Source organism: Enterobacter mori (assembly GCF_025244905.1).
In the GTDB taxonomy this organism is placed as follows: Bacteria; Pseudomonadota; Gammaproteobacteria; order Enterobacterales; family Enterobacteriaceae; genus Enterobacter; species Enterobacter mori_A.
This window is the reverse complement of sequence record NZ_CP104285.1, coordinates 2,523,959-2,544,740: the sequence shown is the minus strand read 5'-3', so window position 1 is coordinate 2,544,740 and position 20,782 is coordinate 2,523,959. Positions and strand designations below refer to the sequence as shown.

Here is a 20,782-nt window from a genome sequence, read left to right as displayed (position 1 = left end):
CAGGACGCATTGCTGTGAAATTAATAATTTGCAAATATTTAAACCAGAATCGGGGGATTCCGGAAGGCGGCTCGCAGAGGTAATGTCATGAGCGAGACGCATGCCCAGGGCTGATGTACACTGGCGTGCAAGAATCATGGTTAAATCAAGGTGGAACGCGTGGAATTACTTTCTCAATATGGGTTGTTTTTGGCCAAAATCGCGACGGTGGTGATTGCCATTGCGGCGATCGCCGTTCTGATTGTGAATCTGACGCAGCGCAAGCGTCAGCGTGGGGAATTACGCATCACCCGCCTGAGCGAGCAGTATAAAGAGATGCAGGAAGAGATGTCTCTGGCACTGCTTGATAGCTATCAACAAAAGCTGTGGGTTAAAGCCCAGAAGAAAAAGCATAAACAGGAAGCAAAAACGGCTAAGGCAAAAGCGAAGCTCGCCGCGCCGCAGGATGAGGCAAAACCTCGCGTTTATGTGCTCGATTTTAAAGGCAGCATGGATGCGCATGAAGTCTCCTCCCTGCGCGAAGAAGTGACGGCGGTATTAGCGGTAGCGAAACCGCAGGATCAGGTGGTGGTCCGTCTTGAGAGTCCTGGTGGTGTGGTCCACGGTTACGGACTGGCTGCTTCGCAGCTGCAGCGCCTGCGTGAAAAACAGATCCCGCTGACCGTAGCCGTGGATAAAGTGGCCGCGAGCGGGGGATATATGATGGCCTGCGTGGCGGACAAAATTGTCGCGGCGCCGTTTTCTATCATTGGCTCAATCGGCGTGGTTGCGCAGATCCCGAACTTCAACCGCTTCCTGAAAAATAAAGAGATTGATATCGAACTTCACACCGCGGGGCAGTATAAACGCACCCTGACGCTGCTGGGAGAGAACACGGAAGAAGGGCGTCAAAAATTCCGCGAAGATCTGAATGAAACACACCACTTGTTTAAAGATTATGTGCACCGTATGCGCCCTTCGCTTGATATCGAGCAGGTCGCAACGGGCGAACACTGGTACGGCACGCAGGCCCAGGAGAAAGGGCTGGTGGACGAGGTAGGGACCAGTGACGATCTGCTCCTGAACCTGATGGAAGGGCGCGAACTGGTCGGCGTGCGCTTCAGTCAACGCAAGCGTCTGCTGGACCGCTTTACCAATAGTGCCGCAGAAAGTGCAGATCGCTTGCTGCTACGTTGGCTACAGCGCGGTCAAAAACCGCTGCTGTAAACAAAAACGCGAGGCCATTGCCTCGCGTTTTGCATTAATCGATCAGGTGATATTTCTCTGAGAGCGTGTGCGCCAGGTATTTAAACATGTTGAATACCGCGGTGCTTTTCGGGGTGGGTAAACCCTGTTCATCAAGGAAATATTCACCGCTGAAAACAAGCACGCCGTTACGCTGTTCCACGCCAGTCGCTTCAATGCCCGCCAGCGTGTCTTCATGATCGCGAATGAGTTTATTTGCTTCAATAAGCAGAGACGCTCGGTCAATAGGTTGGGTCGTACTGTGCATAATCCACTCCTTAAACAATGACAGTAGTTTACGCCCGGGGCGCGTTGGGGGCAAATTTTCCCTGTAATCTGAGAGGGTAAGGCGAAGGGGGCTGGCTGGCATGATTTGCTTTTGCATGCTAATAAAGTTGCGTAACGAATTTTATCAGGTACAGTGTGCGCTTTCGTCATTCTGGCAACAGAATTGCTTGACATTCGACCGGGAATTCGTCACGAATTATATTAAGTGCGAGAAAAATACCCGATAAGTCAATGGCCTGGATGTTATCTTTCTGACGTCCGGTAAGACAAAGGGGTTGATATCCCCTGGCGCAGTCGCAATATCAATGGCTCGTCGTCAGCGGAAGGGAAATCAACGTGCGGCGTATTCCTGGAAGAATTAAATTAGGTAAAGGTGAATATGGGTAAAGCTCTCGTCATCGTTGAGTCCCCGGCAAAAGCCAAAACGATCAATAAGTATCTGGGTAATGACTACGTGGTTAAGTCCAGCGTCGGTCATATCCGCGATTTGCCGACCAGTGGCTCAGCCAGCAAAAAGAGCGCAGACTCTACCTCCACCAAAGGGGCTAAAAAGCCTAAAAAGGATGAACGTAGCGCGCTTGTCAACCGTATGGGTGTTAACCCATGGCATAACTGGGATGCACAATATGAAGTGCTGCCAGGTAAAGAAAAAGTCGTTAACGAGCTGAAACAGCTTGCTGAAAAAGCAGACCACATCTATCTCGCAACCGACCTTGACCGCGAAGGGGAAGCCATTGCCTGGCACCTGCGGGAAGTGATCGGGGGTGATGACAAACGCTACAGCCGTGTCGTGTTTAACGAAATTACAAAGAATGCGATTCGTCAGGCGTTTGAGAAGCCGGGCGAACTGAACATTGACCGTGTAAACGCGCAGCAGGCACGTCGCTTTATGGACCGTGTCGTGGGCTACATGGTTTCGCCACTGCTATGGAAAAAGGTTGCGCGTGGTCTGTCCGCCGGTCGAGTGCAGTCCGTAGCCGTACGTCTTGTCGTCGAGCGCGAACGCGAAATTAAAGCCTTCGTTCCAGAAGAGTTCTGGGAAGTGGACGCCAATGTCACCACACCCGGTGGCGATGCCCTGCCGCTACAGGTAAGTCATCACAACGACAAACCTTTCCGTCCTGAAAACCGTGACCAGACTATGGCTGCGGTGGCGCTGCTGGAAAAAGCACGTTATCAGGTGCTGGATCGCGAAGATAAACCGACCAGCAGCAAGCCTGGCGCGCCGTTTATCACCTCAACGCTGCAGCAGGCGGCGAGCACGCGCCTGGGTTACGGCGTGAAGAAAACCATGATGATGGCGCAGCGCTTGTATGAAGCGGGTTACATCACTTACATGCGTACTGACTCCACCAATCTGAGCCAGGACGCTGTTAATATGGTTCGCGGCTATATCAGTGACAATTTCGGCAAAAAATACCTGCCGGAAAGTGCGAATCAGTACGCCAGCAAAGAGAATTCCCAGGAAGCGCACGAAGCAATTCGTCCTTCTGACGTCTCTGTCCTCGCGGAATCGTTAAAAGATATGGAAGCGGATGCGCAGAAGCTGTATCAGCTGATCTGGCGCCAGTTTGTCGCCTGTCAGATGACGCCTGCGAAGTACGACTCCACAACGCTGACCGTCGGCGCGGGTGATTTCCGCCTGAAGGCACGCGGTCGTATTCTTCGCTTCGATGGCTGGACCAAAGTGATGCCTGCGCTGCGTAAAGGCGATGAAGACAGAACGCTGCCTGCGGTTAATAAAGGTGACGAGTTGTCGCTTGTCGATCTGGTTCCGGCACAGCACTTCACCAAGCCGCCTGCACGCTTCAGTGAGGCCTCACTGGTCAAAGAGCTGGAAAAACGCGGGATCGGTCGTCCGTCGACCTATGCGTCGATCATTTCGACCATTCAGGATCGTGGCTACGTCCGTGTTGAAAACCGTCGCTTCTACGCTGAAAAAATGGGTGAGATTGTCACCGACCGTCTGGAAGCTAACTTCCGCGAGTTGATGAACTACGACTTCACCGCGCAGATGGAAGACAGCCTCGACGAGGTTGCCAGCCACAAGGCGGAGTGGAAGAAGGTTCTCGACAGCTTCTTCAGCGACTTTACCGACCAGCTTGAGAAAGCCGAGAAAGACCCTGAAGAGGGTGGCATGCTGCCTAACCAGATGGTCCTGACCAGCATTGACTGTCCAACCTGTGGGCGCAAGATGGGGATCCGCACCGCAACCACGGGCGTATTCCTGGGCTGCTCCGGTTACGCGCTGTCACCGAAAGAGCGCTGCAAAACCACTATCAACCTGGTGCCTGAGAACGAAGTGCTCAACGTGCTGGAAGGTGATGATGCAGAAACCAACGCCCTGCGCGCCAAGCGCCGCTGTCAGAAATGCGGCACGGCGATGGACAGCTACCTGATCGATCCTAAACGCAAACTGCACGTCTGCGGTAATAACCCGACATGCGACGGATATGAGATCGAAGAAGGTGAGTTCCGCATTAAGGGCTATGACGGCCCGATCGTTGAGTGCGAGAAGTGCGGTTCTGAAATGCACCTGAAAATGGGGCGCTTCGGTAAGTACATGGCGTGCACCAATGACGACTGTAAAAACACGCGTAAAATTCTGCGTAACGGTGAAGTGGCTCCTCCGAAGGAAGATCCGGTTCCGCTGCCAGAGCTGCCGTGTGAAAAGTCAGACGCGTACTTCGTGCTGCGTGACGGTGCTGCCGGTGTGTTCCTGGCGGCCAACACCTTCCCGAAATCACGTGAAACGCGTGCGCCGCTGGTGGAAGAACTGCATCGCTTCCGCGATCGCCTGCCGGAAAAACTGCGTTATCTGGCCGATGCGCCACAGCAGGATCCAGAAGGCAACAAGACCGTTGTGCGTTTTAGCCGTAAAACGAAGCAGCAGTATGTGGCTGCGGAGAAAGAGGGTAAAGCGACCGGCTGGTCGGCGTTCTTTGTTGACGGCAAGTGGGTTGAAGGCAAGAAATAATCTTCACTTACCGTAATTTACCTGTGAAAGGGCCGGACTTCCGGCCCTTTTTTATTACGTTGTTATTATTTTTTGTTACGTACTATACAGTCAGGCTATAAATGATATAGTGGTTATAGTTAACCCTTTTCTTATTATCAAATCGTCTTAAGCGATTGACCCGCGTGCGCTAAATCGGATGGTCTGGCATGAAATTACAGCAGCTTCGTTATATTGTTGAGGTGGTGAATCACAACCTTAATGTCTCTTCTACCGCTGAGGGGCTTTATACCTCGCAGCCCGGCATCAGCAAACAGGTTCGCATGCTGGAGGATGAGTTAGGCATCCAGATCTTTGCCCGTAGCGGTAAGCACCTCACTCAGGTGACGCCAGCCGGGCAGGAAATTATTCGGATTGCCCGGGAAGTGCTTTCCAAAGTCGATGCGATTAAATCCGTGGCGGGGGAGCATACCTGGCCAGACAAAGGCTCGCTCTACATCGCGACCACCCACACGCAGGCGCGTTATGCGCTGCCAGGCGTCATAAAAGGTTTTATCGAGCGTTATCCCCGCGTCTCTTTGCATATGCACCAGGGCTCTCCGACGCAAATTGCTGAAGCGGTTTCCAAGGGCAATGCGGACTTTGCCATCGCGACGGAAGCGCTTCATCTTTATGACGATCTGGTGATGTTGCCGTGCTACCACTGGAACCGCTCTATTGTCGTGACGCCCGACCACCCGCTGGCGGGTAAAGGTTCGGTGACGATTGAAGAACTGGCGCAATATCCGCTTGTGACATACACGTTCGGTTTTACCGGGCGTTCTGAGCTTGATACGGCATTTAACCGCGCGGGCTTAACGCCGCGTATCGTCTTTACCGCAACCGACGCCGATGTGATTAAAACCTATGTGCGGCTTGGGCTGGGGGTAGGGGTGATTGCCAGCATGGCGGTTGACCCGGTTTCCGACCCGGATTTGGTACGCCTTGATGCGCATGATGTTTTCAGCCATAGCACGACCAAGATTGGCTTCCGCCGTAGTACTTTCCTGCGTAGCTATATGTATGATTTTATTCAACGCTTCGCTCCGCATTTAACCCGCGACGTGGTTGATACCGCCGTTGCATTGCGCTCGAACGAAGATATTGAAGAGATGTTTAAAGACATCAAACTTCCTGCCAAATAATCACTCCCGGTATCTTTCCCCTGCGGAGAGATACCGAAATAACCTCTCAAACCTAAATCAGAATTATCATCATCTGCACTTTAGTGCCATATAATGTCAGTATCCATTGAGATTGTATGGTTTTAATGTCGCGAATTGGCGACAAAAGTAGAAAGTATTTTACGCCTTCGCAAATATTTCTTTTCAATTATTTATTTCTTGTCAAAAGATTGAATATTCGCGGGAATAGATACGTAAATTCACTGGCTTTTCGGCTAAAGTTTCTTTAGGATTTATCTCATCGGATGATTAATTGTACCAATTGTTTGGTCCTAAATGATAAGCGATGTCGATTGTATGAGGTTAGCAATGCCTTCAGGAAGTGAAGAACCGCAAAGGGATCCTGCGCTCAAGCGTAAAGCCTGGCTGGCGGTCTTTCTCGTCTCTACCCTGTTTTGGGTGGTGGTTGCTCTCCTGGCCTGGAAATATTGGGGTTGAATATGGCAGTGACGGTACGTTCAGAAACGCTAAAACCAGTGTGTCAACACCGTGACAACGGGCACAAAGCTCGCAAAGCACCCGCGACTACCGTACCTGCGTCCTGGAAACTGACAGCACAGCAGCAAGCATTTATTGATGTGTTCGCGGAAGACGAACCCAAAAAACAATAATTTAGTTTTTTGCGTAATGATGCAAATAGTCTGAATAATGACTCTGCGCTTTTGTACTCTTTAATAAATACACATCAGCAATATAGACCTGAGGGCTGACCTCGGAATCTTTAATAATTAAAGCCTGGTGTCCCTATGATGAATAACATGACAACTCTCAAATACTGGTCATGGATCGGCGTTTTTTCCGTGTCGATTCTCTTCTGGTGTCAGCTTATCTGGCTGGCTACCCACTAAATGCTAAAACCTCGCTGCGGCGAGGTTTTTGTTTTTATGCTTCACCAGAACCTTCCTGGATTTATCAATTTGGGTTGTTATCAAAACGTTACGACATCTTTGTGTTATCTTTAATTACGGCCCTGATGATTGTCAGGGTTTCCCTGTGATTAAGGAGGAGCTTATGTCGTTAACCCTACGCGAAGCCAGTAAGGATACGTTGCAGGCAAAAAATAAAACCTGGCACTACTATAGCTTGCCGCTGGCAGCCAACACGCTTGGGGACATTTCGCGGTTACCCAAGTCGTTGAAAGTTTTACTGGAAAACCTTCTGCGCTGGCAGGATGAAGATTCTGTCACCGCTGAGGATATTCACGCTCTGGCAGGATGGCTCAAGGACGCCCATGCTGACAGAGAAATAGCCTATCGCCCGGCAAGGGTCCTGATGCAGGATTTCACCGGCGTACCTGCCGTAGTTGATTTAGCCGCCATGCGTGAAGCGGTAAAACGTCTGGGGGGCGATACGGCAAAAGTGAACCCACTTTCCCCCGTCGATCTCGTTATTGACCACTCGGTGACCGTTGACCATTTTGGCGATGATGATGCGTTTGGTGAGAACGTGCGTCTGGAGATGGAACGTAATCATGAACGCTACGTTTTCCTGAAGTGGGGACAGCAGGCTTTCAGCCGCTTCAGCGTTGTTCCACCGGGCACCGGTATCTGTCACCAGGTGAACCTCGAATATCTTGGCAAAGCCGTCTGGAGCGAATTACAGGATAAGGAATGGGTCGCTTACCCGGATACGCTGGTCGGTACGGATTCCCATACCACCATGATCAACGGCCTGGGCGTTTTGGGCTGGGGTGTCGGCGGCATCGAAGCGGAAGCGGCGATGCTTGGTCAACCTGTCTCCATGCTCATTCCTGATGTCGTCGGTTTCAAACTGACAGGGAAGCTCTCAGAAGGGATTACCGCCACGGATCTGGTGCTGACGGTTACCCAGATGCTGCGTAAGCATGGCGTGGTTGGTAAGTTTGTTGAATTCTACGGCGACGGACTTGATTCATTGCCGCTGGCGGATCGCGCCACCATCGCCAATATGGCGCCGGAATATGGCGCAACCTGCGGCTTTTTCCCGATCGATAATGTTACGCTGGAATATATGCGTCTGAGTGGACGCAGCGAAGAACAGGTGGCGCTGGTCGAGGCCTACACCAAAGCGCAGGGCATGTGGCGCAATCCCGGGGATGAACCGGTCTTTACCAGCACGCTGGCGCTGGACATGGGGGCGGTTGAAGCGAGTTTGGCCGGGCCAAAACGGCCCCAGGATCGCGTTGCCCTAAACGATGTGCCAAAGGCATTCGCGGCCAGCAATGAGCTGGAAGTGAATACGGCACAAAAAGATCACCGTCCGGTCGACTATGTCATGAACGGACATCAGTTTCAGCTCCCTGATGGTGCTGTGGTCATTGCTGCAATTACGTCCTGCACCAACACCTCCAATCCAAGCGTGCTAATGGCCGCCGGGCTGCTGGCGAAAAAAGCGGTGGAGTTGGGCCTTAAGCCTCAGCCATGGGTGAAAGCCTCTCTCGCGCCGGGCTCCAAAGTGGTTTCCGATTATCTTGCGCAGGCCAGGTTGACCCCGTATCTGGATGAACTCGGGTTTAACCTGGTTGGCTATGGCTGTACCACCTGTATCGGTAACTCCGGGCCGCTACCGGAACCGATTGAAATGGCGATCAAGCAGGGCGATTTGACCGTTGGCGCAGTGCTTTCAGGCAACCGAAACTTTGAAGGCCGTATTCATCCGCTGGTCAAAACCAACTGGCTGGCATCACCGCCGCTGGTCGTGGCTTACGCCCTTGCCGGGAATATGAACATCAACCTGGTTACCGACCCGATTGGTCACGATCGCAGGAATGAGCCGGTTTATCTGAAAGATATTTGGCCGTCGTCGCGAGAAATTGCGCGTGCGGTAGAAAAAGTGTCGACCGAAATGTTCCGCAAAGAGTATGCGGAGGTGTTTGAAGGCACGCCGGAATGGAAAGCCATCAACATCGTCGGCTCGGATACCTATGGCTGGCAGGATGATTCAACCTATATCCGACTGTCGCCATTCTTCGATGACATGCTGGCAGAGCCTGCGCCGCTTAAGGATATCCACGGCGCGCGCATTCTCGCGATGCTCGGGGATTCTGTCACCACCGACCACATCTCACCGGCAGGCAGCATCAAGGCCGACAGCCCGGCTGGACGCTATCTGCAAAGCCGGGGTGTAGAACGCCGCGACTTTAACTCCTATGGCTCACGCCGGGGTAACCATGAAGTGATGATGCGCGGGACGTTTGCCAACATTCGTATTCGTAATGAAATGGTGCCCGGCGTGGAAGGCGGCATGACGCGCCACCTGCCGGATACAGAGGTCATTTCCATTTATGATGCGGCCGTCAAATACCAGCAGGAAGGTACGCCGCTGGCGGTCATTGCCGGGAAAGAGTACGGCTCTGGCTCAAGCCGCGACTGGGCGGCGAAAGGTCCGCGCCTGCTCGGGGTTCGCGTGGTCATCGCTGAATCGTTCGAACGTATTCACCGCTCGAATCTGATCGGGATGGGGATCCTGCCTCTCGAATTTCCACAGGGCGTCACCCGTAAAACGCTGGGCCTGAGCGGGGAGGAGCAGATTGACATTAGCGGTCTGCAAAACCTGCAGCCGGGTAAAACGGTTCCGGTGAAGCTAACGCGGGCAGATGGGACTGTTGAGGTGCTGGAATGCCGTTGCCGCATCGATACGGCAACAGAGCTGACCTATTACCAGAACGACGGCATTTTGCACTATGTGATTCGTAAGATGCTGGATTGATGGAAAACGCCCGGCTGTAGAGCCGGGCTTTCATGATCACTCGCTCAGCAGATGGCCCATCTTCGCGGCTTTAGTGTCGAGATAGTGCGCGTTTTTCGGGTTACGTCCGACAATCAGCGGCACGCGTTCGACGATATTGATCCCCGCCTCGGTCAGGATTTCGACCTTTTTAGGGTTATTGGTCAACAGACGCACTTCGTCCACCCCCAGCAGCTTGAACATATCTGCACACAGCGTGAAATCGCGTTCGTCAGCGGCAAAGCCCAGCTGGTGGTTGGCTTCTACCGTGTCGTAACCCTGGTCCTGTAGTGCATAAGCGCGGATTTTATTCAGCAGGCCAATATTACGACCCTCCTGACGGTGATACAGCAGAACGCCGCGGCCTTCTTCCGCTATGTGCGAGAGGGCGGCTTCGAGCTGGAAACCGCAGTCACAGCGCAAGCTGAACAGCGCATCGCCGGTCAGACACTCTGAATGGACGCGGGACAACACCGGCGTCTGCCCTGAAATGTCGCCATAGACCAGCGCGACGTGATCCTGTCCGGTTGCCAGTTCTTCAAAACCCACCATCAGGAAATCGCCCCATGGGGTTGGCAGTTTGGCTTCTGCCACACGTTTAAGCTGCATGTGATTCTCCAGAATCGGCTGACACGTTTCGTGCCGTCTGCCTGTTTGGCTTTCTCTATCTGTTCATTTTGCCACAAGCTCCTCACGTTCGCCTAATCACCACCATGCTATACGCACGTTAAACGCACGATCCGACATATCCACCACATGGATGAATTTCAGTTATGATTGTGGTGCTTAGCGTAAAAGGAGAAGACATGCTTTCAATCGCCAGACGAACGGCAGCGGGTGCGGCCGTGCTACTTGTGATGCCTTTGGTCGTATGGTGCTCCGGCTGGATGTGGCAGCCGGGCCAAAACGCCATGTGGCTGAAAACGTTATACTGGATAACGGAAACGGTGACTCAGCCGTGGGGGATCATCACACATGTTCTCCTCTGCGCCTGGTTCCTGTGGTGCCTGCGTTTTCGTCTGCGCGCAGCACTGGTCTTATTTGCTATTCTCGGCGGGGCCATTCTGGTGGGGCAGGGCGTAAAATCCTGGGTTAAAGATCGTGTACAGGAACCGCGTCCTTTCGTCATCTGGATGGAAAAAACGCACCATGTGCCGGTGGATGAGTTCTACACTTTAAAACGTAAAGATCGCGGTGCGCTGGTAAAAGAGCAGCTTGCAGAACAACAGGATATTCCTGCATTTTTGCGTAAACACTGGCAAAAAGAGACCGGTTTCGCGTTTCCTTCCGGGCACACGATGTTTGCCGCAAGCTGGGCGTTACTCGGCGTCGGGCTATTGTGGCCGCGACGCCGGACGGTCACTATTGCGATTCTGTTAGTCTGGGCAACCGGTGTGATGGGGAGCCGTTTACTGCTGGGAATGCACTGGCCGCGTGATTTAGTGGTGGCCACGCTGATTTCCTGGCTGCTGGTAACGTTAGCCACCTGGCTTGCCGAACGATTCTGTGGACCGCTGACGCCGCCACCGGAAGAGAAGGAAGAAATCGCCGAGCGTGAGCAAAGCGGTGTCTGAAGGTTGATTTTCAGTATTTTGCCCATAAATCCATGACGGGCGCACAACTTTTTCCGTTTCGCGCCCGTCACTAAAATGGTAGTTTATAAGGCTGATTGCGGTGAGTTGAACAGACTTTATTCGCTTGAACCACATAACGGGAAGTCATGTGAAATATTTACTCATTTTTTTACTGGTGTTGGCGATTTTTGTTATTTCCGTCACCTTAGGTGCGCAAAACGATCAGCAGGTGACCTTTAACTATCTGCTTGCACAGGGCGAGTACCGTGTATCGAGCCTGCTCGCGGTCCTGTTTGCCGCCGGTTTTATCATCGGATGGCTGGTGTGTGGTCTCTTCTGGCTTAAAGTTCGTGTTTCGCTTGTTCGCGCAGAACGTAAAATTAAACGCCTTGAACATCAAATTGCGCCCGCGACTGACATTCCGGAGAGTTCTGGTGTGCCGGTAGCCAAGGAATAATCGAATATGCTGGAGTTGTTGTTTCTGCTTTTGCCTGTAGCCGCAGCCTATGGCTGGTATATGGGCCGCAGAAGTGCGCAACAAACAAAACAGGATGAAGCTAACCGACTCTCCCGCGACTATGTTGCGGGGGTGAACTTCCTCCTGAGCAATCAACAGGATAAGGCGGTTGATCTGTTCCTTGATATGTTGAAAGAGGATACGGGCACCGTAGAAGCGCATCTCACCCTGGGCAACCTGTTCCGCTCGCGTGGCGAGGTTGATCGCGCTATTCGTATTCACCAGACGTTGATGGAAAGCGCGTCGTTAACCTACGATCAACGTTTGCTGGCCGTTCAACAGCTGGGACGTGATTACATGGCGGCGGGGCTGTACGACCGTGCCGAAGATATGTTCACCCAACTGGTTGATGAGACCGACTTCCGTATCAGCGCGCTCCAGCAGTTACTGCAGATTTACCAGGCGACCAGCGACTGGCAAAAAGCCATAGATACAGCTGAACGTCTGGTGAAGCTTGGCAAAGATAAGCAACGCGTAGAAATTGCTCACTTCTACTGCGAACTGGCGCTTCAGCAAATGGGCAGCGATGACATGGATAAGGCCATGACGTTGCTGAAAAAAGGTGCCGCAGCGGACCGAAACAGTGCGCGTATTTCAATCATGATGGGGCGCGTGTTTATGGCAAACAGCGAGTTTGCCAAAGCGGTAGAAAGCCTGCTGCGAGTCATCGACCAGGATAAAGAACTGGTGAGTGAGACGCTGGAGATGCTGCAAACCTGCTACCAGCAATTAGGTAAGCAGGATGAATGGGTTGCTTTCCTGCGCCGCTGCGTTGAAGAAAACACCGGTGCGACGGCTGAACTGATGCTTTCCGACATCGTTGAGCAACACGAGGGCAGCGATACGGCGCAGGTATATATTACGCGTCAACTGCAGCGCCACCCGACGATGCGGGTATTCCATAAACTGATGGACTACCACCTGAACGACGCGGAAGAAGGGCGTGCTAAAGAGAGCCTGATGGTGCTGCGCGATATGGTCGGCGAGCAGGTACGCAGTAAGCCGCGCTACCGCTGCCAGAAGTGCGGTTTTACCGCCTATACGCTGTACTGGCACTGTCCGTCGTGCCGGGCCTGGTCAACCATCAAGCCGATCCGTGGTCTTGACGGGCAGTAATTTTTTAAAACGCCCTTTTTTAGTTACAACATACTGTTGGGTTTTTGTCACTGAGTTAGCACCGTGCGATTTTTCGGTCAGGCAGGTAAGGAAATCGATTCTGTCAATTTCCACCGCTGGCAGGTAGAATGCAGGCCGTTTATCTGTTCCGCGCCGCTGCGCGCCCATAGACGAAAAGGGCTGGTTATGACGTCTGTTACTTCCTCCGCTTCCCGCGTAATTACTGATTCTCCTGTTGTTGTTGCGCTTGATTACAATAACCGCGACACCGCGCTGGCCTTTATCGATGGTATCGATCCGCGAGATTGCCGTCTGAAAGTTGGCAAAGAGATGTTTACGCTGTTTGGTCCGCAAATTGTTCGCGATCTTCAGCAGCGTGGGTTTGACGTTTTCCTGGACCTGAAATTCCATGATATTCCTAATACCACTGCGCATGCCGTCGCTGCTGCTGCCGAGCTTGGCGTGTGGATGGTCAACGTCCATGCTTCGGGCGGGGCGCGTATGATGACCGCCGCACGCGAGGCGCTGGTACCCTTCGGCAAAGATGCGCCGCTCCTGATTGCGGTCACCGTGCTGACCAGCATGGATGAATCTGACCTGCGCGATCTTGGCGTGACGTTGTCACCTGCCGAACAAGCAGAACGTCTGGCTCGTCTGACGCAAAACTGCGGTCTCGACGGGGTCGTCTGTTCAGCCCAGGAGGCGGTGCGCTTCAAATCCGAACTGGGCCAGCAATTTAAGCTTATCACGCCGGGTATCCGTCCTGCTGGCAGTGAGGTTGGCGATCAGCGCCGTATTATGACGCCAGAGCAAGCGTTAGCGGCAGGTGTGGATTATATGGTGATCGGCCGTCCCGTTACGCAATCTGCGGATCCGGCACAGACGCTTAAAGCGATCAACGCGTCATTGAAAAAGGGGGCCTGATGAGCGATTCCAACAGCCGCCTGGTCTACTCCACCGGGACCGGGCGTATCGATGAGCCAAAAGAGAAAGCTGAACGTCCTAAAGGTGATGGTATCGTGCGCATCCAGCGTCAGACCAGCGGTCGAAAGGGCAAGGGCGTGTGCCTGATTACCGGGATCGAGCTGGATGATGCGGAGCTGGCTAAACTGGCCGCAGAATTAAAAAAGAAATGTGGTTGCGGCGGTGCCGTGAAAGATGGCGTGATCGAAATTCAGGGCGACAAACGCGATTTAATTAAAACGCTGCTCGAAGCAAAAGGAATGAAAGTTAAACTGGCGGGCGGCTAAATTAAAAGAGCCACGGGGTTAACCGTGGCTCTTTATACGTGTGTAAGTCAGACCTGAAAAATACTGAATATATTATTAGACCGGTGAGAGCCGTTTTGGTGATTATTTGCCCACCTGGTGACCGATAATACCGCCGACAGCAGCACCACCTAATGTACCCAGCGTACTACCATCCGTTAATACCGCACCACCAAGAGCACCGGCACCCGCACCAATCGCGGTGTTACGGTCACGTTTAGACCAGTTAGAGCAGGCGCTCAGGGACATAGCTACTGTAATTGCCAGAACAGCGGCAGCGATTTTTTTGCTGGTAAAGGTCATAATACTTTCTCCTGAATTATCGATTCACGGAAAGAAGTGCCCTTTAAGTATAGACAATAGTCATACTTAAATTCTGTTTCCGTGAAAGCTAGTCGCGCAGGTGTTACGTAATCACGCAAGTGATAGTCACTTCCTGTTATATCGCTAATAATAATTTTACCCCTTTAGCCCAGGTTAAACAGGTAAAAACTCTTAAAGCAGGCTTCGGAATCATCTCAGAGAGAGGGAAGGGTTTGCGCCCGTAATTCAGGCGCAGAGGAGAGTCAGGCAGGGTTTCTCACAATATCGACAGTCAGGCCGACATGCTCAAGCTGCTGGCGATGTTCATCACTCAGCCGTTCATCGGTGATCACGCGGCTAAATCGGTTTATCGGGCCCATCATATACGGATGGACGGAACCGAATTTAGAACTGTCGGTTAGGACAATTGCTTCACACTCTTTTTCCAGCACAGCATTAACCACGTCAGAACGCATCATATCCCGGCCGGTGAAACCGGTGTCTGGTTGCCAGCCATCAATACCAATGAACGCTTTGCTGAAATGGACCTGCTGGACATACTGGCGAGTGAGTGGACCCACCATGCTTTCACTTTTCTTCTGATAAATACCGCCCAGCAGAATGACCTCACAGCGCGTCTCCTTCAGCAGGTGCGCAATATAGCTGCTGACGGTGATAATGGTGACGTCTTTTTGATCGGCCAGGGTGCGTGCGAGAAGGGCGTTACTGCTGCCATTCTCAATAAAGACCGTTTCACCATTGTTCACTAAGGACGCAGCAAATTCTGCCAGTTCTCGCTTGAGGGCATAATTGTTCATCATGCGGGTTTCAACGTCTTCACTGTCCAGTGGGACGGCATAACCATGCGCACGACGCAGGTAGCTCTGTTTTTCCAGAAGATTAAGATCCTGACGGATTGTGACTTCAGAAACGCCGGTCGTTTTAGCGAGATCGACCACGCTTACGCGCCCCTGATCGATGACCATCTGCAAAATGATTTGTTGTCGGGAATTCATAGCATCCATTTAAAAAGCAAAACGAGGTCGGAAACGGTGGAGTCAAACTTCCCACGGGGCTTTTGGCTGAGCGCTTTCTGGCGCGGAATCGGAATCTTTGTGAGCCAGTAACTCTGATTTCAGGATCTCAAGATTACGGATCGCAGAGTGATAATCACCCGCTACCAGGATATCCAGCACCGTATCAATACGTCGTGCCACAGCCAGTGCATCAATGTCAGACATAATCTCACCCCAGGAGCGAAAAGTTAATATTTTCAATGATGCAGAAAATGGGAACAAAAGAGAAGGGAAAAAATGCAATAACTAAATTACATAAATGAAAGTGATAAATTTATTCCCACTCATGCAGCGGGGTTAATGAGTGGATTAGTCTAAAACTGCGCGCAAGGCGTTTTTTTTAAGAGGAATTAGACTATGACCGTTATCAATCAAGCAACCTGCACACTGTTTACCGATACTGAACGTTTCACTCAGCTGGCGGGCTATTATGAGGCGGATCGTCGCACTGTCTGGATGATGTTGCGTTCGCAACCGCGCCCTTGCTTCAACCACGCATTAATAGAGGAGATCATGAATCTTTCCTGGCTGGTTCGCCAGTCCGGTTTTGTGGCCGATTTTTGGGTTACTGGATCGCTGGTACCCGATATGTATAACGCCGGTGGGGACCTGCAGTTTTTCGTAGACTGCATTCAAAACGGTCGCCGGGAAGCATTACGTGCATATGCGCGTGCCTGTGTTGATTGCGTACACGCCGCATCACGGGGTTTTGATACAGGGGCAATTACGCTGGCGATGGTTGAAGGGAGCGCCTTGGGAGGCGGTTTCGAGGCTGCGCTGGCGCACCATTTTCTCCTGGCTCAGCGCGATGCCCGGTTAGGGTTCCCGGAGATCGCTTTTAATCTTTTCCCCGGGATGGGGGGCTATTCGCTCGTTGCACGCCGCTCAGGCATGAAGCTGGCAGAGGAGCTCATTTACAAAGGGGAATCCCATACGGCTGAGTGGTACGAACAGCACGGATTGGTGGATGTGCTGTTTGAACCCGGACAAAGCTACGTCACCGTCCGAACATTTATCGACACGCTGCAGCCGAAACTGAACGGTGTAAGGGCAATGTTGCGCGCCCGTACCCGCGTTTTGCAACTGCCACGTAGTGAACTGATGGATATTACGGAAGACTGGGTCGATGCCGCGTTTTGCCTTGAACCGAAAGATATCGCTTATATGGAACGTCTGGTAATGCTGCAAAACCGCCATCAGGCGGCGGGGTTACGCCAGGCCAGTTAACGCATCTTTCGTGACTGATAGCGCTTTAGCCATCGCTCGAAAACGGCAGCGGGCATCGGCTTAGCAAAAAGAAAACCTTGCCGTTCGTTGACGCCGTTCTTGGTCAGAAAGGCGTCTTCTTTTGCACTCTCCACACCTTCCGCAATGACCTGCAAGTTCAGTGCCTGAGCAACGGCCACAATCGCACGGACCAAAGACTGCGAAATGGATTGTTTATGGATATCCCGCACAAACGACTGATCGAGCTTGATGGCATCGATAGGAAAACGCGCCAGTTGTGACAGGGATGAGTAGCCTGTGCCGAAATCGTCCAGATGAATTTGCGCCCCAAGCTGGCTGAACTGCTGGATGACCGAAAGGGCCAGCTCTTCATTTTCGATGAGACAACTCTCGGTCAGTTCAACATCGATAGGGCAATATTCAAAATTCAGATCCTTCAGCGCCTGTTTCAGATCGCTGAATATTGTCTGGTCGGCCAGTTGACGCGCTGATACGTTGACCGCCACCCGCAGGTTAATGCCTTTATCGCGCCATTTAGCCACCTGACGCACTACGTCCAGCATAACCCAGCGACCGAGCGGCACAATCAAGCCGGACTCCTCAGCGTAAGAGATAAATTCCAGCGGAGGAATAAGTCCGCGCTCTGGCGACTGCCAGCGCACCAGTGCTTCCAGGCTTCTGACTTCACCGCGCCAGGTCATTTTCGGCTGATAGTGGATCAAGAGCTGGTCGTTATCCAGCGCTTTGCGCAGGTTGGTATCCAGCCAAAGATACTCGAACACGCGCTGGTTCATCTCTGGAGAGAAAACGCAGAACTTGCCTCGCCCGTTCTCTTTCGCGGTATACATGGCGGTATCCGCGTTGCGAATGACGCTCTCGCGGTCGTTACCATGCTGCGGGGCAAGGGCGATACCCAGAGAGCAGCCGGTGTAAATTTCAATTAAACCGATACGGAAGGGTTGCCGTAACCGGCTCAAAATACGCGATGCCATGGCTTCCAGTGAACCTTGCGAGGTATCGGTTGCCATCACAATAAACTCATCGCCACCGAGTCTCGCCAGCACCTGACCTTCATCCAGGCAACTCAGAATGGCAAGGGCAACGGCCTGCAATAGCTGGTCGCCAAACATGTGCCCGTAGGCATCGTTAATCTTTTTAAAATTATCCAGGTCAAGATAGACCACGCCGACCTGAGTGTCTCCCCGGGTGTCGATGGCATCGGAAATCAGCTCGTGGATCGCGTTTCGGTTTGGTAGTCCGGTGATGGTATCCGTATTGGCCAGAACGCGCAGGCGCTCCTGAGCACGCCGCTCCTCCGTAATATCTGTACCGGAACAGATAAGATAAATTTCATTTTTACCGCTGCCGCTGTGAACAAATTTGTTTCTGAACAGAAACAATCGCTGCCCTTTGCGGGTCTTGACCCAGCGTTCAACTTCGTAGGAACTGCCGTTACGAAAAAAACCGGCGATATTACGTCTTGAGGCAGCGGCTTCGCTGCGGGTCATAAACAGTTTGAAGACGTTTTGCCCGATCACCTCGTGCTCTTTCAGCCCGGTGTACTCTTCACTCAGCCGATTAAAGCGCTGGATATTCCCATTCTGGTCCAGGATAACGATAACTGAATTGGCTTCTGAGACAACCTGTTCCGCAAAAGAGAGGCCCTGCGCCAGATCGCGCGCAACGGAAGGGGTATCGTGCCAGGCAGAGGCTGTACCGGCCCACTCGTTACGGGTAATTTTGCGCCCGACCAGATGGACAGGAACATCTTCACCGTACAAAGAGAGGGTCATCGAGATGCTGGAGGTGATGACGGTTAACTGGCGGATGAGCTCGGCCTGTTCATCATTCAACGCGATCACTTGCGTCACATCGGCATTTTCACTGGTGGAGAGATACAGAGCATTGCTGTCAGCGGTCAGTCGCCACCAGGGGCTGTGAGTTCCCATGTAACGAAACAGCAAATTCTGCTCTAAATCGTCCATCCTGTTTTCTCCCGCAGCCGCTCATTAGCGCACAAATCATTCATTTGTTGTCGACTTTTCCGTTGTGATACACGGCAGAATCGAAGTTAACTTATTGTTTTTCACTGATTTCTTATAATAAAACGAGTCAGGTAAAAAAGGATACTCAGCGTATAAAAATTCACGTAACCGAATATGAAGAGATTCTTTTAATGTAGATAATTATGGCTATTTTGGTCGGGAGGAGGCTGAAAATAGTCAGTGATTTTGTGGTTTGTGATGAGAGAGGAGTTTGTCGACCCGACCATGAAGGAAGGGTCGACAATTTAATAGTTTATCAGGCGACCGGGCGCGCAATAATGCTGCGTGTTTCCATGCGAACTTCAGCGATATTCACATCAATCACGTCCGTGACTTTGTAAACCGTTTCGCCTTTGATTTGCACGGTTCCGTTTTCCTGGCTACAAACCAGTTCGTCGCGTACAGCATGCAGGAACGGTGCTGGAATGAAAGCAACGGCGCCGTTGTCCACCAGACGTACGCGCATACCGCCGCGGCTGATATCAATGATTTCCGCCGGGAAGCGGGCATCCGTTCCAGCTTTATCATTCAGGAAGCGCGCGTACAACCAGTCACCGACATCGCGTTCAGCCATACGGTTCAGGCGGCGGCGTTCGGCCATTTGCACGGTGGAATCATCCTGAGGACGCGCGACCGATTCCCCTTTGATAATCGCTTTCAGCAGGCGATGGTTTACCATGTCGCCGTACTTACGAATCGGAGAGGTCCAGGTCGCATAGGCTTCAAGCCCCAGGCCGAAATGTGGGCCCGGTTCAATGCTGATTTCGGCAAAGGACTGGAAGCGGCGAATACGGCTGTCGAGGAAGCCGGATGGTTGCGCATCCAGTTCGCGACGAAGTTTACAGAATCCTTGCAGCGTCAGCACTTCTTCAGGATCGACATGCACGTCATGCGTTTTCAGCAGGGCAGCCAGCGCCTCGGTGTTAGCCGGATCGAATCCGGTGTGCACGTTATAGATGCCGAAGCCTAACTTGTCGCGTAATACGCGGGCGGCACAAATGTTGGCCGAAATCATTGCTTCTTCAACAATACGGTTTGCGATGCGGCGTGGTTCAGCAACGATATCCAGCACTTCGCCTTTTTCACCCAACACGAAACGGTAGTCCGGGCGATCCTTGAAGACCAGCGCATGGGTTTTACGCCATTCACTGCGGTTCAGACACACTCGATGCAGCAGTCGAATTTGCGCGGCAATGGCGTCGCTTTCAGGTTGCCAGGAGCCCGTGTTTTCCAGCCAGTCGGACACGTCGTCATAGGCCAGCTTGGATTTGGATTCGATGGTCGCAGCAAAGAATTCGATATCGTCTTCAATCGTGCCGTCGGCGGCGATAGTCATGCGGCAGGCGAGTACCGGGCGCACTTCATTCGGGCGCAGCGAGCAGAGATCGTCAGAGAGTTCACGCGGCAGCATCGGGATATTGAAGCCCGGCAGGTAGTTGGTGAACGAACGCACTTTTGCCATATCGTCCAGTTTGCTGCCTTCGACAATCCAGGCGGTAGGATCGGCAATCGCGACGGTCAGATGGACTTTGCCATCCGCAGTCTCTTCTGCAAACAGCGCATCGTCCATGTCTTCGGTGCTGGCACTGTCGATGGTGACAAAGTCCAGGCCGGTCAGGTCACGGCGTGACAGACCTTCGTCCTGCATTTCTGTCGCGACGCCGTCTGGCGCCTCTTTTTCAAGATTGTGACGCGCCAGCGTTACCCACCACGGGACGAAGTGGTCGTCACCGAAGGTGATAAATTGCGTCAGCTCTGCATAGAAACCACGGTCACCTTTAAGAGGGTGGCGGCGCATTTCAGCAACGGCCCAGTCACCCTCTTTAAAATCATGCTCAACGCCACGCGCAGCACGGCACTGAATAGCATCTTTCAGCAGGGGATGGTCAGGCACGATGGAAAGACGGTCATCTTTTCTGTGTACCTTACCCACGAAGCGAGTCAGGAACGGTTCAATCAGTTCTTCTGGCTCGGCGGACTCGCGGTCCTTTTCCGTATGAATAACCGCTGTGACGCGATCGCCGTGCATCACTTTTTTCATCTGCGGAGGCGGGATGAAATAGCTCTTTTGCCCGTCAACTTCAAGGAAGCCAAAGCCCTTTTCCGTGGCTTTTACGACCCCTTCTGCACGCGGCGTCTGGGAATGCAGTTGCTGTTTAAGCTGCGCTAGCAGCGGGTTGTCCTGAAACATAATGTTCTATTTTCGTAGCCATTGAGCGGCTGACAGTTTTACGCGAATCTTACTGCTTCAGCAAGCGCT

General features: G+C 52.5%; 19 protein-coding genes. 12 read left to right on the top strand and 7 right to left on the bottom strand.

The genetic code is table 11. The features are described 5' to 3' along the window. Positions 1-159 precede the first annotated feature (159 nt). Positions 160-1,206 (top strand): protease SohB, encoded by a 1,047-nt coding sequence (gene sohB, locus N2K86_RS12030; protein WP_260658757.1) that lies wholly within the window; start codon positions 160-162, stop codon positions 1,204-1,206. A 34-nt stretch (positions 1,207-1,240) separates the two neighbouring features. Here the strand turns inward: sohB and N2K86_RS12025 are convergent, their stop codons facing one another. Beyond that, a complete protein-coding gene (locus N2K86_RS12025; protein ID WP_010431772.1) occupies positions 1,241-1,492 on the bottom strand; it encodes a YciN family protein in 252 nt (83 codons plus the stop codon). A gap of 399 nt (positions 1,493-1,891) precedes the next feature. On the opposite strand from N2K86_RS12025, the gene topA reads away from it, so the two are divergent. The 5 genes from topA (at position 1,892) to acnA (ending at position 9,378) form a co-directional block, all read left to right on the top strand. Further along, positions 1,892-4,489, top strand: a complete 2,598-nt coding sequence (gene topA / locus N2K86_RS12020; RefSeq protein WP_100166143.1) for a type I DNA topoisomerase — start codon at positions 1,892-1,894, stop codon at positions 4,487-4,489. Positions 4,490-4,677: 188 nt separating this feature from the next. After that, entirely contained in the window at positions 4,678-5,652 is a 975-nt protein-coding gene (cysB, locus tag N2K86_RS12015; RefSeq protein ID WP_010431770.1) for an HTH-type transcriptional regulator CysB, read from the top strand. 336 nt (positions 5,653-5,988) lie between these two features. Then, positions 5,989-6,129 (top strand): YmiA family putative membrane protein, encoded by a 141-nt coding sequence (locus tag N2K86_RS12010; protein WP_213327741.1) that lies wholly within the window; start codon positions 5,989-5,991, stop codon positions 6,127-6,129. A 311-nt stretch (positions 6,130-6,440) separates the two neighbouring features. Further along, positions 6,441-6,539, top strand: a complete 99-nt coding sequence (gene ymiC / locus N2K86_RS12005; RefSeq protein WP_260661670.1) for a small membrane protein YmiC — start codon at positions 6,441-6,443, stop codon at positions 6,537-6,539. Between the two features lie 163 nt (positions 6,540-6,702). Further along, on the top strand, positions 6,703-9,378 hold the full coding sequence (acnA, locus tag N2K86_RS12000; RefSeq protein WP_260658756.1) for an aconitate hydratase AcnA: 2,676 nt from the start codon (positions 6,703-6,705) through the stop codon (positions 9,376-9,378). 36 nt (positions 9,379-9,414) lie between these two features. Here the strand turns inward: acnA and ribA are convergent, their stop codons facing one another. Next, a complete protein-coding gene (gene ribA, locus N2K86_RS11995; RefSeq protein ID WP_013096372.1) occupies positions 9,415-10,005 on the bottom strand; it encodes a GTP cyclohydrolase II in 591 nt (196 codons plus the stop codon). Between the two features lie 197 nt (positions 10,006-10,202). Between ribA and pgpB the strand changes: the two genes are divergently transcribed. The 5 genes from pgpB (at position 10,203) to yciH (ending at position 13,853) form a co-directional block, all read left to right on the top strand. Then, entirely contained in the window at positions 10,203-10,970 is a 768-nt protein-coding gene (gene pgpB, locus N2K86_RS11990; protein WP_100166145.1) for a phosphatidylglycerophosphatase B, read from the top strand. A 148-nt stretch (positions 10,971-11,118) separates the two neighbouring features. Continuing rightward, on the top strand, positions 11,119-11,427 hold the full coding sequence (locus N2K86_RS11985) for a LapA family protein (protein WP_010431755.1): 309 nt from the start codon (positions 11,119-11,121) through the stop codon (positions 11,425-11,427). Positions 11,428-11,433: 6 nt separating this feature from the next. Next, on the top strand, positions 11,434-12,603 hold the full coding sequence (lapB, locus tag N2K86_RS11980) for a lipopolysaccharide assembly protein LapB (RefSeq protein ID WP_211445439.1): 1,170 nt from the start codon (positions 11,434-11,436) through the stop codon (positions 12,601-12,603). 186 nt (positions 12,604-12,789) lie between these two features. Next, positions 12,790-13,527, top strand: a complete 738-nt coding sequence (pyrF, locus tag N2K86_RS11975; protein WP_260658755.1) for an orotidine-5'-phosphate decarboxylase — start codon at positions 12,790-12,792, stop codon at positions 13,525-13,527. Beyond that, the gene (yciH, locus tag N2K86_RS11970; protein WP_260658754.1) at positions 13,527-13,853 is read left to right on the top strand and encodes a stress response translation initiation inhibitor YciH; all 327 of its coding nucleotides are present in this window, start codon (positions 13,527-13,529) and stop codon (positions 13,851-13,853) included. The genes pyrF and yciH overlap by 1 nt, the downstream gene beginning before the upstream one ends. A gap of 102 nt (positions 13,854-13,955) precedes the next feature. Here yciH and osmB read toward each other — a convergent pair whose 3' ends face one another. The 3 genes from osmB to N2K86_RS11955 form a co-directional block, all read right to left on the bottom strand. Continuing rightward, positions 13,956-14,174: an osmotically-inducible lipoprotein OsmB gene (gene osmB / locus N2K86_RS11965; protein WP_010431738.1), complete on the bottom strand. Its 219-nt coding sequence runs from the start codon at positions 14,172-14,174 to the stop codon at positions 13,956-13,958. A 263-nt stretch (positions 14,175-14,437) separates the two neighbouring features. After that, positions 14,438-15,190: a DNA-binding transcriptional regulator YciT gene (gene yciT, locus N2K86_RS11960; protein ID WP_260658753.1), complete on the bottom strand. Its 753-nt coding sequence runs from the start codon at positions 15,188-15,190 to the stop codon at positions 14,438-14,440. Between the two features lie 42 nt (positions 15,191-15,232). Further along, positions 15,233-15,415, bottom strand: coding sequence for a YciZ family protein (locus tag N2K86_RS11955; RefSeq protein WP_010431733.1), 183 nt, complete (start codon positions 15,413-15,415; stop codon positions 15,233-15,235). Between the two features lie 192 nt (positions 15,416-15,607). Here N2K86_RS11955 and N2K86_RS11950 point away from each other — a divergent pair, with 192 nt between their 5' ends. Continuing rightward, positions 15,608-16,477, top strand: coding sequence for a crotonase/enoyl-CoA hydratase family protein (locus N2K86_RS11950; protein ID WP_260658752.1), 870 nt, complete (start codon positions 15,608-15,610; stop codon positions 16,475-16,477). Here the strand turns inward: N2K86_RS11950 and pdeR are convergent. Further along, complete coding sequence (gene pdeR / locus N2K86_RS11945; protein WP_260658751.1) at positions 16,474-18,462, bottom strand: cyclic di-GMP phosphodiesterase; 1,989 nt, start codon at positions 18,460-18,462, stop codon at positions 16,474-16,476. The genes N2K86_RS11950 and pdeR overlap by 4 nt on opposite strands. A gap of 316 nt (positions 18,463-18,778) precedes the next feature. Next, the gene (locus tag N2K86_RS11940) at positions 18,779-20,713 is read right to left on the bottom strand and encodes an exoribonuclease II (protein ID WP_260658750.1); all 1,935 of its coding nucleotides are present in this window, start codon (positions 20,711-20,713) and stop codon (positions 18,779-18,781) included. Positions 20,714-20,782 lie beyond the last annotated feature (69 nt).

Excerpts from the sequence above, each read along its gene's own strand:
- N2K86_RS12025 (WP_010431772.1), bottom strand. The coding sequence starts at position 1,492 with ATGCACAGTACGACCCAACCTATTGACCGAGCGTCTCTGCTTATTGAA.
- topA (WP_100166143.1), top strand. The coding sequence starts at position 1,892 with ATGGGTAAAGCTCTCGTCATCGTTGAGTCCCCGGCAAAAGCCAAAACG.
- cysB (WP_010431770.1), top strand. The coding sequence starts at position 4,678 with ATGAAATTACAGCAGCTTCGTTATATTGTTGAGGTGGTGAATCACAAC.
- N2K86_RS12010 (WP_213327741.1), top strand. The coding sequence starts at position 5,989 with ATGAGGTTAGCAATGCCTTCAGGAAGTGAAGAACCGCAAAGGGATCCT.
- ymiC (WP_260661670.1), top strand. The coding sequence starts at position 6,441 with ATGAATAACATGACAACTCTCAAATACTGGTCATGGATCGGCGTTTTT.
- acnA (WP_260658756.1), top strand. The coding sequence starts at position 6,703 with ATGTCGTTAACCCTACGCGAAGCCAGTAAGGATACGTTGCAGGCAAAA.
- ribA (WP_013096372.1), bottom strand. The coding sequence starts at position 10,005 with ATGCAGCTTAAACGTGTGGCAGAAGCCAAACTGCCAACCCCATGGGGC.
- pgpB (WP_100166145.1), top strand. The coding sequence starts at position 10,203 with ATGCTTTCAATCGCCAGACGAACGGCAGCGGGTGCGGCCGTGCTACTT.
- lapB (WP_211445439.1), top strand. The coding sequence starts at position 11,434 with ATGCTGGAGTTGTTGTTTCTGCTTTTGCCTGTAGCCGCAGCCTATGGC.
- pyrF (WP_260658755.1), top strand. The coding sequence starts at position 12,790 with ATGACGTCTGTTACTTCCTCCGCTTCCCGCGTAATTACTGATTCTCCT.
- yciH (WP_260658754.1), top strand. The coding sequence starts at position 13,527 with ATGAGCGATTCCAACAGCCGCCTGGTCTACTCCACCGGGACCGGGCGT.
- osmB (WP_010431738.1), bottom strand. The coding sequence starts at position 14,174 with ATGACCTTTACCAGCAAAAAAATCGCTGCCGCTGTTCTGGCAATTACA.
- yciT (WP_260658753.1), bottom strand. The coding sequence starts at position 15,190 with ATGAATTCCCGACAACAAATCATTTTGCAGATGGTCATCGATCAGGGG.
- N2K86_RS11955 (WP_010431733.1), bottom strand. The coding sequence starts at position 15,415 with ATGTCTGACATTGATGCACTGGCTGTGGCACGACGTATTGATACGGTG.
- N2K86_RS11950 (WP_260658752.1), top strand. The coding sequence starts at position 15,608 with ATGACCGTTATCAATCAAGCAACCTGCACACTGTTTACCGATACTGAA.
- pdeR (WP_260658751.1), bottom strand. The coding sequence starts at position 18,462 with ATGGACGATTTAGAGCAGAATTTGCTGTTTCGTTACATGGGAACTCAC.
- N2K86_RS11940 (WP_260658750.1), bottom strand. The coding sequence starts at position 20,713 with ATGTTTCAGGACAACCCGCTGCTAGCGCAGCTTAAACAGCAACTGCAT.